At 34.9% G+C, this 15,381-nt stretch carries 15 protein-coding genes and 1 riboswitch; of the genes, 12 read left to right on the forward strand and 3 right to left on the reverse strand.

Annotated features, from left to right (window positions below; translation table 11 throughout):
• Positions 1-108: 108 nt before the first annotated feature.
• Positions 109-1,365 carry a dicarboxylate/amino acid:cation symporter gene (locus tag H9636_RS13655; RefSeq protein WP_191708129.1) on the reverse strand — a complete coding sequence of 419 codons (1,257 nt, stop codon included), beginning with the start codon at positions 1,363-1,365 and terminating at the stop codon, positions 109-111.
• A 288-nt stretch (positions 1,366-1,653) separates the two neighbouring features.
• The gene (locus H9636_RS13660) at positions 1,654-2,706 is read right to left on the reverse strand and encodes a DctP family TRAP transporter solute-binding subunit (protein ID WP_191708130.1); all 1,053 of its coding nucleotides are present in this window, start codon (positions 2,704-2,706) and stop codon (positions 1,654-1,656) included.
• Positions 2,707-2,798: 92 nt separating this feature from the next.
• On the opposite strand from H9636_RS13660, the gene H9636_RS13665 reads away from it, so the two are divergent.
• From H9636_RS13665 to dacB, 7 genes are all read left to right on the forward strand, one after another.
• A complete protein-coding gene (locus H9636_RS13665) occupies positions 2,799-4,400 on the forward strand; it encodes an ATP-binding protein (protein ID WP_191708131.1) in 1,602 nt (533 codons plus the stop codon).
• Between the two features lie 154 nt (positions 4,401-4,554).
• Complete coding sequence (locus H9636_RS13670; protein WP_191708132.1) at positions 4,555-5,253, forward strand: response regulator; 699 nt, start codon at positions 4,555-4,557, stop codon at positions 5,251-5,253.
• 148 nt (positions 5,254-5,401) lie between these two features.
• Positions 5,402-5,935 (forward strand): VrrA/YqfQ family protein, encoded by a 534-nt coding sequence (gene vrrA / locus H9636_RS13675; protein ID WP_191708133.1) that lies wholly within the window; start codon positions 5,402-5,404, stop codon positions 5,933-5,935.
• 92 nt (positions 5,936-6,027) lie between these two features.
• On the forward strand, positions 6,028-6,996 hold the full coding sequence (locus H9636_RS13680) for a 4-hydroxy-3-methylbut-2-enyl diphosphate reductase (RefSeq protein WP_191708134.1): 969 nt from the start codon (positions 6,028-6,030) through the stop codon (positions 6,994-6,996).
• Between the two features lie 180 nt (positions 6,997-7,176).
• Positions 7,177-8,475 carry a DEAD/DEAH box helicase gene (locus tag H9636_RS13685; protein ID WP_191708135.1) on the forward strand — a complete coding sequence of 433 codons (1,299 nt, stop codon included), beginning with the start codon at positions 7,177-7,179 and terminating at the stop codon, positions 8,473-8,475.
• Between the two features lie 16 nt (positions 8,476-8,491).
• Positions 8,492-9,379 (forward strand): deoxyribonuclease IV, encoded by an 888-nt coding sequence (locus tag H9636_RS13690; protein ID WP_191708136.1) that lies wholly within the window; start codon positions 8,492-8,494, stop codon positions 9,377-9,379.
• A gap of 123 nt (positions 9,380-9,502) precedes the next feature.
• Entirely contained in the window at positions 9,503-10,930 is a 1,428-nt protein-coding gene (gene dacB / locus H9636_RS13695; RefSeq protein ID WP_191708137.1) for a D-alanyl-D-alanine carboxypeptidase/D-alanyl-D-alanine endopeptidase, read from the forward strand.
• Positions 10,931-10,961: 31 nt separating this feature from the next.
• Here dacB and H9636_RS13700 read toward each other — a convergent pair whose 3' ends face one another.
• The gene (locus H9636_RS13700) at positions 10,962-11,204 is read right to left on the reverse strand and encodes an endonuclease IV (RefSeq protein WP_191708138.1); all 243 of its coding nucleotides are present in this window, start codon (positions 11,202-11,204) and stop codon (positions 10,962-10,964) included.
• A 147-nt stretch (positions 11,205-11,351) separates the two neighbouring features.
• On the opposite strand from H9636_RS13700, the gene H9636_RS13705 reads away from it, so the two are divergent.
• The 5 genes from H9636_RS13705 (at position 11,352) to H9636_RS13725 (ending at position 15,284) form a co-directional block, all read left to right on the forward strand.
• Entirely contained in the window at positions 11,352-12,098 is a 747-nt protein-coding gene (locus tag H9636_RS13705; RefSeq protein ID WP_191708139.1) for a metal ABC transporter ATP-binding protein, read from the forward strand.
• Between the two features lie 14 nt (positions 12,099-12,112).
• Positions 12,113-12,973 carry a metal ABC transporter permease gene (locus tag H9636_RS13710; RefSeq protein WP_191708140.1) on the forward strand — a complete coding sequence of 287 codons (861 nt, stop codon included), beginning with the start codon at positions 12,113-12,115 and terminating at the stop codon, positions 12,971-12,973.
• Positions 12,970-13,392, forward strand: a complete 423-nt coding sequence (locus H9636_RS13715; RefSeq protein WP_191708141.1) for a Fur family transcriptional regulator — start codon at positions 12,970-12,972, stop codon at positions 13,390-13,392. The genes H9636_RS13710 and H9636_RS13715 overlap by 4 nt, the downstream gene beginning before the upstream one ends.
• A 62-nt stretch (positions 13,393-13,454) precedes the next feature.
• Positions 13,455-13,630, forward strand: a riboswitch (cobalamin riboswitch).
• A gap of 149 nt (positions 13,631-13,779) precedes the next feature.
• A complete protein-coding gene (locus tag H9636_RS13720) occupies positions 13,780-14,328 on the forward strand; it encodes a hypothetical protein (protein ID WP_191708181.1) in 549 nt (182 codons plus the stop codon).
• Between the two features lie 2 nt (positions 14,329-14,330).
• Positions 14,331-15,284, forward strand: coding sequence for an ABC transporter substrate-binding protein (locus tag H9636_RS13725; protein WP_191708142.1), 954 nt, complete (start codon positions 14,331-14,333; stop codon positions 15,282-15,284).
• The last annotated feature ends 97 nt before the right edge of the window (positions 15,285-15,381 follow it).

Genomic DNA, 15,381 nt, shown 5'->3' on the forward strand with positions numbered 1-15,381 from the left:
AGAAACTATTACTTTTATTTTAAAAGAAAAAAGACTGTAGGCAAACTCGAAATTTCGAGTTTGTCTACAGTCTGAAGTAACTTCTCAGCAGAGAAGTTACTTTTTTTATTATGCATGCACTTTTGATTGAGTGATGTGTGCATTTACTTTTTCATCGAATTCTTTTTCTGACTTAGATACTACTACTGTTGCGACACCGTTACCAATTAAGTTCGTTACGGCACGAGCTTCTGACATAAAGCGGTCTACACCGATTAATAGGGCAATACCTTCAACTGGAATCATTGGGAAGGCAGCTAATGTTGCTGCTAATGTAATGAAACCAGATCCTGTTACACCTGCAGCCCCTTTCGATGTAATCATTAAAATACCAAGAAGTGTTAACACTTGAATCCATGTTAATTCAACATTATAAGCTTGGGCGATAAATAGCGCAGCCATTGATAAGTAAATCGCTGTACCATCAAGATTGAATGAATAACCAGTTGGTACAACTAAACCAACTACTTGTTTTGAACAACCATAGTTTTCTAATTTACGCATCATAGAAGGTAAAGCGGATTCAGATGATGACGTACCAATAACTAAGAAAATTTCATCTTTAATGTAAGCAATAAATTTAAAAATATTAAATCCATAAAATTTTGCAATGGAACCTAGAATAATAATGAGGAACAGCGCCATTGTAATGTAAACAGCGGCCATCAATAAACCTAAGTTTCCTAGAGATTCTAAACCGAAGTTCCCAATTGTATATGCCATCGCACCGAAAGCTCCAATAGGAGAGAACTTCATTACCATACCAACAATTTTAAAGAAGATTTCAGATACTTGCTCGAAAATTTGAATAACTGGTCTTGATTTTTCACCTAATGCAGCAGCAGCCATACCGAATAATACAGCGGCAAATAGTGTTGGTAATAATTCACCGTTTGCAAGAGCTCCTACAAAGTTTTCTGGAATAATACTAGAAATGAAGGCACCAATACCATGCTCAGTTTCTTCCGCAGCTGTCGTATATTTTGAAATATCTTGATCACTTGCATGGGATGTATCAAGTCCATCACCAGCGTTTACTAATAATGCAACTCCAATACCGATTGCTAAGGCAATAGTAGAAACGATTTCGAAGTAAATTAATGCTTTACCACCGATTTTACCAACCTTTTTCATATCTCCCATGCCACCAATACCGATGACAACGGTTAAGAAGATGATTGGAGCAATTAACATTTTAATTAATTTAATAAATAAATCCGCTAATACTTTTAAACCAGCACCAAACTCTGGCCAAATCGCTCCAACGATAATACCTAAAATAATCGCAACGATTACTTGAAACGTTAAATTTTTAAGTAATTTCATTTCCTTCTTTCCTCCTTGTAAATTTATTGTAAATAAAATGTTATCGCTTTCATTGAAACTATCATAACTGATAGTTTTCTGAAAAAGCTGTTTAGTTTTTAATGGTTATATCGTTCATTTCGTTCAATTAAATGTGAAAACTATCACAAATGCCTATAAATCAATTAATTCACTGTTATACTACTGATTCAAATTACTTTCATTTTGTTATAGTACAATGGTGGAGTGAATAAAAAAACTACCTTTTTGTAAAAGGTAGTTCCATTTTGTTCATTTTGTTCATTGAAATTATGGGAAAGAGTGATTTAGTTCATCTAATAAATCATCTAAATATTGATCATTAATCGTATTTTTATAGTGTTCATATATTGGGTGGAGTTTTTCTTTCCATTGTTGTTTGTTTGCTTCATCTAATTCATAGATAGTAACGTTCGGATCCGATTGGAGATCCTGTAAATTTTGTTCATTAAATTTTTGAGCTTGTTCAAACTGCCAATTTTGCATTTCTTCAAGAGATTCAATAATAATTTGTTGATATTTTTCATCTAACTCATTCCAAAATTGTTCATTCATCAGAACGGCATAAGCTAGAATTCCATGATTGGAGAGGGTAATATGGTTTTCCATTGTATGGAATTGCTTAGAATAAATATTAGAAATCGTATTTTCTTGGGCATCTACTAAATGATTTTGCAAGTCACGATAAACATTGCCAAAAGGTGTAGCAATAGGCTCTGCTTGAAGAAGATGAAATTGCTTTCTTAATATGTTACTTGGCATCATACGAATCCGTTTTCCATTAAATTGTTCAACTTCTAAAATCGGTGATGTCGAAGCAATTTGTTTAAAACCATTGCTCCAAAACGTTAAGCCTTTAATATGAACGGTTTCAAGCTCCTGTAGTAGAGATTGACTGACGTTTCCGTTTAAAACATCTTTTAATTGCTCATTATTCTCAATAAGGAAAGGTAAATCTAGAACTTGCCAATTTGGTAACATATCCGTCATTTTCGAAATGGTTGGAGCAATCATTTGTACATCATTTTTTAAAAGTGCGTCCAGTTCATTGTCATCACTATATAACATACTGTTTGGATAAACTTGAACGAGGAGATGTCCATCACTTTTTTCCTCGACAAGTTGGGCAAATTTTTCTGCTGCTATTCCTTTAGGTGTATTTTCTGCCACAACATGACTAAAATGAATCGTTATTTGATCCTTTAAACCCTCTTGTTCATCATCATAGGGTAATGCTGTCGGCGAAAAAATATTTTGACGATACCCAAATAGTACGATTAATATAATGATGGTAATTAAAGATCCAGTTAGAAAGTATTTCATTCTCTTCACCACGATTATTGTAAAATAAATATAAAATCATTATAAACTTATTGGATGCGAATAGGACAGCGAAAATTATAGGAGGTTAATGGATGAAAAAACGGAAATTATCGATGAATAAAAAAATTATGTTTTTGACGTTTTTCATTATAGCCTTCTCCTTTTTAATAGCAGGTACTTTTGTTATTGGAAGTTTATTTCAAGAAAAAGAAGAAGATATCGGTCAAGAGGCAATGCTTGTAAGTCGAACGGTAGCGAACTTACCAGAAATTAAAACATTATTACAAAGTGAAGATTTTGAACAATCATCAAAAAAGATAAATGAAATCATTGGTGAAATACGTTATATCAACAAAGCGGATTACATTGTTGTGATGGACATGAATCGGATTAAGTATTCCCATCCTTCTAAAGAGGAAATAGGACAAGTTAGTCAATCGACCGATATGGATCCTGCCTTTGCAGAACACTATTATTTATCAAAGGCAAATGGAGAAGAAGGAACGATGATCCGCGCCTTTGTACCCATTATGAATGAACTGAATATTCAAATTGGAGTTGTGTTAGTCGGTTATTTACTTCCATCTTATCTTCAAATCGTCGCTGATTATCAATCGGAATTTATTGTGACATTATCTTTATCAATTTTATTTAGTGTTTGGGGAGCCCATACCCTTGGACGTCATATTAAGAAGCAAATGTTTGGTTTGGAGCCTCATGAAATATCAAAAATGTATGTAGAAAGAACCGAAACATTCAATGCGATGCATGAAGGTATCATTGCTGTTGATAAAGAGTTAAATATTACAATATTTAATAAGAAGGCATGTGAAATATTAGGAGTGGAAGGAGACCCTTTCCAATATTTAGGCCAAAATATATATGATGTGTTACCAGATACACGATTACCTGAAATCGTTTTTTCAGGGAAGCCGGTTTATGATCAAGAAATTTATGTGAATGAACATAGTATAATCAGCAATCGGATTCCGATTCTTGTAAATGAAGAAACAGTTGGAGCGGTAGCTGTATTTAAAGATTTAACAGCTTTCAAACAGCTTGCGGAAGAACTAACAGGTGTTAAAGCCTTTGTACAGGCATTACGTGTCCAAACCCATGAGTATAAAAATAAACTACATACAATTGCTGGGTTACTTCACCTAGGACACTATCAACAAGCGTTAGCTTATTTGTCCCAAGTAAAGGATGAACACGATAATGTAACGAAATTTTTAAATGAACGAATTTATAATGAAAATATTTCAGGATTATTATTAAGTAAAATTAGTCGAGGTAGGGAACTCGGGATTACAGTTAATATTGATAAGGAAAGTAAGTTTACTCAATTTCCAGAGAAATTAGATCATCATGATTTTGTCGTATTATTTGGAAATTTAATTGAAAATGCTTTTGATTCGTTAGTGGCTATAGAAAAAGAAAATAAAGAGATTCATATTTCGATTGATGACCATGATGGCATGCTTGCGATTTTAGTAAGCGATAATGGGATTGGTATGACAGAAGAAGTTAAAGATCGCATTTTTGAAAGTGGATTTTCCACGAAGGATAAAGAGAATCGTGGAATTGGTTTATATTTAGTGAAGGAAATTGTGGATAAAGGCAATGGTACAATTGATGTAACAAGCGAACCAAGAAAGGGAACAACTTTTGTAATTACATTTGAAATAGAATAGGGAATTTAAATTAGCGTAATAATAGTTCAATTTGACAAGAGATAACTAGGTGATAATAATAAAAGAACATGTTTTTCACCTAATAAATGTAAAATTGATAAGTGGGGAACAACGCGGAAAAATAGAAAATGGGCTAGTTTAGGGGGAATCATGTTTGAACTTAATAAAAGTTTTACTCGTAGAAGACGATCCGATGGTCAGAGAAGTTAATCGACAATTTATTGAACGAGTAGAAGGCTTTAAAGTGGTTGAGATGTGCAATAATGGTGTTGAAGGCTATAAAAAAATTGAACAATTAAAACCCGATTTAGTTATAATGGATATTTTTATGCCTGAACAAGATGGGCTTATCACATTACGTAAAATTCGAAGTGCTAATATACCAGTAGATGTTATTACGGTAACCGCGGCAAATGATATGCAAACTATACAACAAATTTTACACTTAGGTGTATATGATTATATAATGAAGCCTTTTACCTTTGAACGAATACAACAGACGCTTTTAAATTACTTTAAATTCAAAGCAAAGTCCGAAGAAGTACAAGATTTAACCCAAAAAGAATTAGATGAGATGATTCGTCCTTATCGGGAAATGGAAGAGTCTGTTGAAAATGAAATTTCAATTTTATCAGAGCTTCCAAAAGGGTTTAACCGTTCTACTTTAAACAAAGTAATCAAATACGTTAAGGATTCCAAAGAGGGCGTCTCAGCGGACGAAGTAGCTTCAGGCATTGGGGTTGCCCGTGTTACTGCTAGAAGATATTTAGATTTTCTTGAGAAACAAAATTTCATTAAAGTAGATGTTCACTACGGTGGAGTAGGTAGACCGATTAATCATTATTTTATTTAAAATTACTTACTTAGAAGTGTATTTCGTTAAAAGTGCGAAATACACTTTTTCTTTTGTTTAATCTATTGAAATTGTACATTTAAAAGCCTATTTGCATATGATACCTTTAGAACAATTAACGTCAAAAGATGCTAGAAAGGAGATTACAATGCGTCCTCAAAGTTTCTATCCACAAGTGCCACAAGGTCGTCCCTTTAATCAATTCCCTGGACCTGGACCGATGCCTGGCCCTGGACGTGGGCCAATGCCAAACTTTGGTCAGCAAATACCTCCGGGTTTCCAACCGGGAATGATGCCGCAATCTGGGCCGATGCCTGGCCCCGGACTTGGACCGGGATCTATCCCAGGTATTGCTCCGCAAACGTCTACACCGAAATTAGAATCGTTTATGGATACAGCAAATAAATTTTTGGCTACTGCCCAGTCTTTTCAACCATTAATTCAACAAGCGACACCAATGATTCGAAATTTGCCCGCTTTATGGAAATTATATAAAGGTTTCCAAAGTATGCCGAGTTCCAATGAGACCGAGCAGAAGCAAGATAAAAAAGGAAAACAAAGTAGTAGAAGGGATTCCTTTGATTCTATCTCAACGTCATCCCGTTCTAAAAAAGGAAGTCCTGAAAAACTTACAACGCGACCATCGAAACCTCTCATTTATCAACCGCCATATGATTTTTAATACTTAAAAATAGAAAAGATTAGTTGGAAGTTTTGTATTAAACGTGTTGCTCCGTTATAATAAAACTATGTACCAACAAAAGGAGTGACACAATGCAAGTCATTAAAATAAATCCAAGAGGCTACTGTTACGGGGTTGTTGATGCGATGGTTATTGCCCGTAATGCCTCATTAGATAAAACATTACCGAGACCTATTTATATATTAGGAATGATTGTGCACAATAAACACGTTACAGATGCATTTAAAGAAGAAGGTATTATCACATTAGATGGGGAAAACCGAAAAGAAATTATCGAACAAGTTGAAACGGGTACGGTCATCTTTACGGCCCATGGTGTTTCTCCAGAAATTCGTGAGATTGCTAGAAAAAAAGGGTTAGTTTCGATTGATGCAACTTGTCCTGACGTAACAGTAACCCACGATTTAATTCGTGAAAAATCAGCTGAAGGTTACGATATTATTTATATCGGGAAAAAAGGACATCCTGAACCAGAAGGGGCTATTGGGGTAGCTCCAGACCATGTTCATTTAGTTCAAACGACTGAAGATATCGATCGTTTACAATTAGATAACGATAAACTGCTTGTGACAAATCAAACGACAATGAGTCAATGGGACGTAAAAGCAGCGATGGATTATTTAAAACAAAAATATCCCCACATACAAGTGCATGAGGAAATTTGTCTAGCTACTCAAGTTCGTCAAGAAGCAGTTGCTGAGCAAGCAGGTGCAGCGGATTTGTTAATCGTAGTAGGAGATCCAAAATCTAATAACTCGAATCGTTTAACGCAAGTTTCTGAAGAAATCGCCAATACGCCATCCTATCGAATTGCAGATTTATCAGAACTAAAGCTTGAGTGGTTAGAGGGGATTGAAACTGTGGCAGTTACAGCTGGTGCATCAACGCCAACTCCGATCGTAAAAGAAGTGATTACTTTCTTGGAGAAATATGATCCTAAAGATCCTTCAACCCATGAAATAAAAAGAACCGTTACGTTAAATAAAATTTTACCGAAAATTAAAGAACCAAAACCAGTCGACAAAATAATGCCTTACTAATAACAATTCTTTAAAAAATCAGGATGAATATCCTGGTTTTTTTTATTTTTTAAAAGATTCGTGGGCTATGAATATATTAAATATTCAAAAAGCCTTGATATTGTTGGGATTAACAGTTGTTTTGTTGTGCTTTACATTTCCAAAATGGTACAATATGAAACATGTTAGGAGGTACGAAAAATGTCGAAGTACTCAGATTATGATTTTAAGCCATTTTTAAGAGAAGCAATTGCAAAACTTGGCTTTGAAGAACCAACTCCTATTCAAAAAGAGATGATACCTCTTATTTTGAAAGGGAAAAGTGCAATTGGACAAGCTCATACGGGAACAGGTAAAACCCACAGTTTCCTATTGCCGATTGTGCAACGAATAAATGAAGAAAAACAAGAGGTGCAAGCGGTTATCACTTCACCAACGAGGGAACTTGCCCAACAAATTTTTGATGCATTGAATCAGTTAATTGAAGAAACGGATATTCAAGCAAAATTAATTATTGGTGGTACAGATAAACAACGTACAATTGATAAGTTAAAAACCCAGCCTCATATTGTTGTCGGTACACCAGGAAGAATTCGTGATTTAGTAAAGGAAGGTGCGTTACTAGTTCATACTGCGCCAATATTAGTAGTGGACGAAGCCGACCTTGCCTTTGATATGGGATTCATTGAAGATATTGATGGATTTGCAACTCATATGCCTGAAAATCTAGAAATGTTCGTATTTTCAGCAACGATTCCAGCTAAATTACAGCCATTCTTAAAGAAATATATGGAATCACCAGTTCATATTCAAATGAATGATAAAAAACCTGCAGCAGAAGGAATTGATTTTATTCTCGTACCAGTTCGCTCAAAATCAAAAAACCGCCGTTTAATGGAAGTAATTGAAGCGATTAATCCGTTTTTAGCTGTGATTTTTTGTAATACGAGAAAAAATGCTGAATCTGTTGCTGGCTATTTAGCAGAACAAGGGATTCGTGCTGGTCAAATTCATGGCGATTTAAGTCCACGGGATCGTAAAAAAATGATGAAACAAATTCGTGATTTAGAATTTCAATATATTGTAGCGACTGATTTAGCAGCGCGGGGTATTGATATCCAAGGAATCTCCCATGTCATCAACTACGAAATTCCAGAAGATCTTGAATTCTTTATTCACCGAGTTGGTCGAACAGCACGGGCAGGTAATAAAGGTACTGCTATTACGTTATTTGAACCTGAAGATGAAGATGCAATAGTACGAGTTGAAAAAATGGGTATCCCATTCGTTCAAAAAGATGTGAAAAATGGGGAATGGATTGAATTAAAAGAACGCCATGCTCGAAAAAATCGTGTGAAGCATGAGAACGAAATAGACGTTATAGCAAAAGCTCGTGTTCGCAAACCGAAAAAAGTTAAACCTGGCTATAAACGGAATATGCGTTGGGAAATGGAGAAAATTAAAAAGAAAGAGCGTAAAAAGCGCAATCGCATGAAGTAATAGGAGGAATTTGAGAATGTTGATAGGTTCGCACGTTTCAATGAGTGGGAAAGAGATGCTTTTAGCTTCAAGTAAAGAAGCGGCATCTTATGGTGCATCAACCTTTATGATTTATACTGGGGCGCCTCAAAACACTCGACGTAAACCAATTGAAGAATTAAATATAGAAGCAGGACTAGCACATATGAAAGAAAATGGTCTTTCCAATATTGTCGTTCATGCACCATATATTATCAATATTGCGAATACAACAAAACCTGAAACTTTTGCATTAGGAGTCGATTTTTTGCAAAAGGAAATTGAGCGTACTGCTGCAATTGGTGCTACTCAAATCGTATTACACCCAGGTGCCCATGTGGGAGCCGGTGTTGAAGCGGGTATTGCTAAAATTATTGAAGGGTTAAATGAAGTATTAGCAACGGATTATCCTGTGCAAATTGCATTAGAAACGATGGCAGGCAAAGGTTCGGAAATCGGTAGAACGTTTGAAGAATTAGCTCAAATTTTTGATGGAGTAAAAAATAACGATCGTCTATCTGTATGTTTTGATACATGTCATACTCATGATGCCGGCTATGATATCATAAACAACTTTGATGGTGTTTTAGAACAATTTGATCGATTAATTGGAATTGATCGAATAAAAGTTGTCCATGTAAATGACAGTAAAAATGTATGTGGAGCGGCAAAAGACCGTCATGAAAATATCGGTTTTGGACATATTGGCTTTGAAGCCCTTCATCGTATCGTTCACCATGAAAAATTCAAAGATATTCCAAAAATATTAGAAACACCTTGGGTAGGAACAGATTCTAAAAATAAAAAGGCTCCATATTTATTTGAGATCGCAATGTTAAGATCGGGCAATTATAAACCAGAAGAAATAGAAGCATTACAAATTTAATTTTAAAGTAGATGACTTTTTATAGAAAGTTATCTACTTTTTTTATTCTTTAGCTTAGAAGGTGGGGTAAATGAATAAACTAATAAAAGTTAAAATTCTATTGTAGCTAAATGGGAGGAATGAATGAAAAAGAAATTATTAATTTCAATTATGATGTGTTTCTTACTTTTAAATCATGTTCAATTTGTAAAAGCATATAGTTTAGACAATACGGTACAGAACCAATTAGGGAATGAAAATATAAGTGTTTCATTAAGGGCTTTAAATAATGGCGAATTACTTTATAACAACAATGGAGATGTAGCGATGAAACCAGCCTCTACATTAAAATTGCTAACAGCAGCTGCAGCCCTCAACATGCTTGGTTCTGACTATCGATTTCGCACGAAGTTTTCCATACATGGTGAACTTGAAGGAAATGTGTTCAATGGAGATGTTTATATGAAAGGGGAGGGTGATCCTACACTACAAAAGAAAGATTTTATTACCTTTGCTAGTATATTAAAACATCACGGAATTGAACAAATTAATGGAAATCTTTATGGTGATGATTCATTATTTGTTGGTGAACAGTTAACTCCGGGTATTTCGAAGGAAGATGAAAGCTATTACTTTGCCGCGAGAACGAGTGCCATCACACTGTCACCAGATAATGATTACGATGCAGGTACGATGATTGTTCATGTTACCCCGACGAAAGTCGGAAGTTCTCCAAACGTTGTAGCTGATCCAAAGGTTAGTGGAATGGTTATTCAAAACGAAGCGGTAACGGTTCAACAAAATCAAAGGAATACGATTGAAATTGAACGGCAATATGGAACAAATAAAATTGTCATTAGCGGTAATATTCCGGTGAATACAACTATTAAAGATTGGGTCACTTTTTATGATCCGACTATTAATACATTGCAAGTTTTCAAAACAACGTTAGAGGAATCCGGTATTATCTTTTCGGACAAAACCGAAATAAAGCGCAATAAAGTTCCAAAGGATGCACAAACGATTTTTGTTAAACACTCTTTGCCATTAAAATCATTAATGGTGCCCTTTTTAAAATTAAGTAATAATAGTATTGCTGATATTTTAGTGAAAACAATGGGGAGAGAAGTAAATGGGGAGGGGCATCTTGTTGAGGGACTCAATGCGCTACAACAATATGGTGCATTATTAGGACTCAATATGGAACAATGGACTTTAGAAGACGGTTCAGGCATGTCCCATGCGAATCGGGTAACTGCTAACGAATTAACCCATTTGTTGACGAATATTCAAATGGAACCCCAGTTTAACGTTTTTTATAATAGTTTACCAATTGGTGGACAAACTGATCGAATGATCGGAGGGTCCTTAAAGAATCGATTTAATGAACGTATTTATGAAAATCGAGTCATTGCTAAAACCGGCCATATTACGGGTGTCTATACGTTAGCTGGATATGTAGAAGCCAATAGTGGAACAAAATATGCTTTTGCCATTATGACTCAAAATCAAACGTCAATAAAGCTTACTGCAATTGATGAAGTCGTAAAAAAAATCATCACAGAATATTAAGAGAGGTTCCCTTTTTGGAAACCTCTCTTCTTTAATAGTTTTCAAGATATTTTAGAAGTTTTTTTAACTTTTTCTTACCAATAATACTTTCAACTTCCTTTAAAAAGGAATTGGGAATACCTGTAATAAGCCATGTAACGGAAGCTTTTTGCGAAAGAGGTCTTAAACGTTGTACTTCTTCCAACGTTAAATCAACATCGTATTGTCTAGCGAATTTTACAATTTCCTTATCCGATTTCGTTAAAAACTGTTCAATAAATTCAACTTGTTTCAAACGTGACATCCTTTCTAGTATTGATGAAGTCAATAAAGGGATGATTTTCAGTTCTTTTTAAGGTTGGTCCCTTTACATTTAGGAATGAATAGACTATACTAACAAATTGTAAATCGTAATGATTATGAATTAGAAAGAAGAGAAAAAATGAGCCAAACATTAATTGAAATGAAAAACGTGTCCTTTCAATATGAATATACACAAGTATTAAAAAACATATCGTTTAAAGTGGATGAAGGAGCATTTCTTGCGATACTGGGTCCGAACGGTTCAGGTAAATCCACTCTATTAAAATTATTGCTAGGTTTATTGAAACCAATGTCAGGTGAGGTTCAATTGTTTGGGCAATCCATCGATTCCTTCCGTCATAAGGAATGGATTGGCTATGTTTCTCAAAAATCCAATGCATTTAACTCAGGCTTCCCAGCAACAGTAGAAGAAGTTGTGAAAAGTGGATTAACAAAAAAAGTAGGGTTATTAAAACGAATGCCAAAGGATGTTGATTTAAAAGTGCTGGAAGCATTAAAATCCGTTGGAATGGAAGAGTTCCGCTCCCGTAATATCGGTCAACTTTCTGGCGGTCAACAACAACGAGTATTTATTGCTAGGGCATTGATTTCAAATCCGAAAATTTTAATATTAGATGAACCGACTGTCGGAATTGATCATGAAAATGTTCAATCATTTTATGATATGTTAGCAACATTAAACGAGGAACAAAATAAAACAATTATTTTAGTTACCCACGATGTTGATACCGTTTCCAATCGGATTAGCCATGTAGCTTGTGTAAATCAAACAATCCATTTCCACGGATATAAAGAAGATTTTGATACGATTTCACAAGATCAATTGGATAATTGGTATGGGCATGCGGTTCGAAAGATTCATTAAAGAGGAGAAGGCAAATGATTGAAGCGATTTTAAACTATGAATTTTTACAAAATGCCTTTTTCTCAGGGCTAATTATTGGAGTGATTGCACCATTATTAGGTGTTTTTATTGTTGTTAGAAGAATGTCCCTAATTGCAGATGCATTGTCCCATGTGACGTTGGCGGGAATTGCAGGAAGCTTATATTTAAGTCAAACCTTTACAGCCTTTGCATTATTAAATCCAATTTATTTCGGGATTATTGCATCGGTTAGTGGATCCATTTTAATTGAACGTTTGCGTAGACTTTATAAACATTATGAAGAGCTTGCCATCCCGATTATTATGTCAGGGGGGATTGGTCTTAGTGCCATCTTTATTTCATTAGCAAGTGGATTTAATACGGATTTAATGAGTTATTTATTCGGTTCCGTTTCTGCCGTATCGAGACAAGATTTATGGGTTGTGATCGGTATTGCAATCGTTGTTTTTTTATTTATCTTTGCTTTTTTCAAAGAAATGTTCGTCTTAGCTTTCGATGAAGAATATGCCAATGCGAGTGGGCTACCAGCAAAATGGATTCACTTTTTGTTTATGATTGTTGTAGCATTAGTGATTGCAGCGAGTATGCGAATTGTTGGTATATTATTAGTTTCTTCATTGATAACGCTACCTGTTGCGGCAAGTATGCGAATTGCGCGGGGATTTAAACAAACAATTATTTATGCCATTCTTTTTGGGGAAGCTGCTGTCATTATCGGATTAGTGAGTGCTTTTTATTTAAATCTAGCACCTGGAGGAACCATTGTTGTTACTTCTATATTTATCTTATTAATTGTTATAATAACAAAAAAGATTACTCTACATTTAAAGCACGGAAGGGGAGCAGTTAAATGAATATTACGAGAGCATGGGAAATTTTAAAAGATAACGGTTATAAAAAAACTGATAAACGTGAGCTAATTTTGAATATGTTTGAGGATACGGATAAGTATTTAACTGCGCGAGATCTCCTTACAGTATTAAAAAAGGATTTCCCCGGAATGAGTTTTGATACGATTTACCGTAATTTATCTACTTTTGTGGATCTTGGTATATTAGAAGAAACTGAGTTAAATGGTGAAAGAAATTTCCGAATGCACTGTGAATCGGAACACCATCATCATCATTTCATTTGTATGGAATGCGGAAAAGTGAAGGAAATTTCTGTTTGTCCGATGGAAATGATACAAGAAAAATTACCGGATTGTGCAATCGAATCCCATAAATTTGAAATCTACGGCAAATGCCAAAATTGTGTTCATGAAACCGTTTAACATGGTTTGAAAAATAACTGTTCAATTATTTGGGAAAATATGATACATTGCAATTAAGTGAATAACGTTTGCAGGAAAAAGATGCGATATATGCTTAATAGGGAATTCGGTGGGAAGCCGAAGCTGTGTCCGCAACTGTATGTGTTTGTTTCAAGAATATGCCACTGTCTTATACGATGGGAAGGCTCTTAAAACGAGAAACACGAGCCAGGAGACCTATCTTTTTCTGATCGTAACAAACCTCTTCGGAACTAAAGAGAATGTGCGGCATTATTTTATAATTTTTTGTTCAATCTTGTAACTTATGCCATCCGTTCTCGGTTGGCTTTTTTTATTGCCATGCTTTCCTATCCGAAGGGATGTTATCACTAAGAAAGGGGTGTTCATATTCGAAAAGATATCCGTTACAGCTGCTATCCATTTATGAGGGAGAAAAGTTGTCTAGTTGACTTCGAAATTCGAACTGATTCGCTTACAACAAAAATAGGAGTAGTATTGCCTTTGTTGCAAGAAGAGGAGAATTGCCGAGTTGTTTTAGATGATTTGCACAAAATCCATCCGGTGGCCTATCACGTAAACGGATCTGTTCGTGGGAAGTTATCGGTAACAGAAGAAGACTTAAGCTGGTTAAGTAGTCGATATGATTTTTATGTCGAACAAGTCGGGGAAGAAATAAAGCAATTTTTATTGCCCCAAGGTTGTCTAGCTGCAACATTTTTACATATTTGTCGTAGCGAAGCGAAAAAATCTTACCGGGCTCTTCATAAAGTAAGTGAGGAGAGGGAAGTACCGGAAATACTATTTGATTATTTAGGGCTACTAGCCAATGTATTTTTTGTCATGGCTGTTTATACAAATAAAATGCATGGTATAGAAGAAGTCCCATTTATAAGTAAAGCCTATCCTAATAAAAAAAGAAAAAAAGAGGAAGTGTGACGATGAAATTTTTCAACAAGAAGTGGATGGCACCACTTGCCATCTCATTGTTATTAGTTGGTTGTTCTGATGGTGACGAAAAATCAACAAATAATAAAACAGATTCTGAAGCAAGCGGTACAGAAGAAAGTGGTCCTTATACAGTAGTAGATGACCGTGGACAAGAAGTAACTTTCGAAGAAGTACCAGAAAAAATTGTTTCTCTACAACCAAGTAATACAGAAATTTTATTTGAACTTGGTGTAGGTGACCAAATTATTGGAGCATCGGAATATGATACATATCCGGAAGAAGCTTTAAAAATTGAACGTGTAACAGATTCAATGACTGTAAATACGGAACGTATTATTGAATTAAATCCAGATGTTGTATTTGCTTATACAACTGGAGAAGAAGCACAAATTGACCAATTGGAAAGCGCAGGGCTTAAAGTATTTGTTATTCAGTCAGCAACTTCCATTAACGATGTATATGGTGATATCGAACAGATGGCTGATGTAATGGGTGTTGAAGAAGAAGGAAAACAAGTTGTAGAAGATATTCAATCTCAAATTGCAGCTGTTCAAGAAAAAACAAAATCAATCGAACAAAAGAAAAAAGTTTATTTTGAAATTTCCCCAGCTCCAGACATTTGGTCTATCGGTTCTGGTACATTCCAACAAGAAATGATTGAAGCAGCTGGTGTAGAAAATATTTATGCTGATCAACAAGGATGGTTTGCAGTGACGGAAGAGGATTTAATTACAAGAAATCCAGAAGCAATCGTTTCGACTGTAAACTATATCGAAGATCCAAAAGGTGAAATTTTAGCTAGAAAAGGATGGTCCACAATTTCAGCAGTTCAAAATAAAGAAGTGTATTTATTAAATGCAGATATTATGGATCGTCCAGGACCTCGTATCGGTGAAGCGGTAGAAATGATTGCTTCAACAATTTACCCAGAATTATTTAAATAATATTAATTTAATAAAATAAATCTGCTTGATGACTACGACGTTTTGCCGTAGAAAGATAGCAGATTTTTTTTATTTTATTTGTTATGGTTATTAAGGG

This window comes from Ureibacillus galli (assembly GCF_014836845.1).
Classification (GTDB): Bacteria; Bacillota; Bacilli; order Bacillales_A; family Planococcaceae; genus Ureibacillus; species Ureibacillus galli.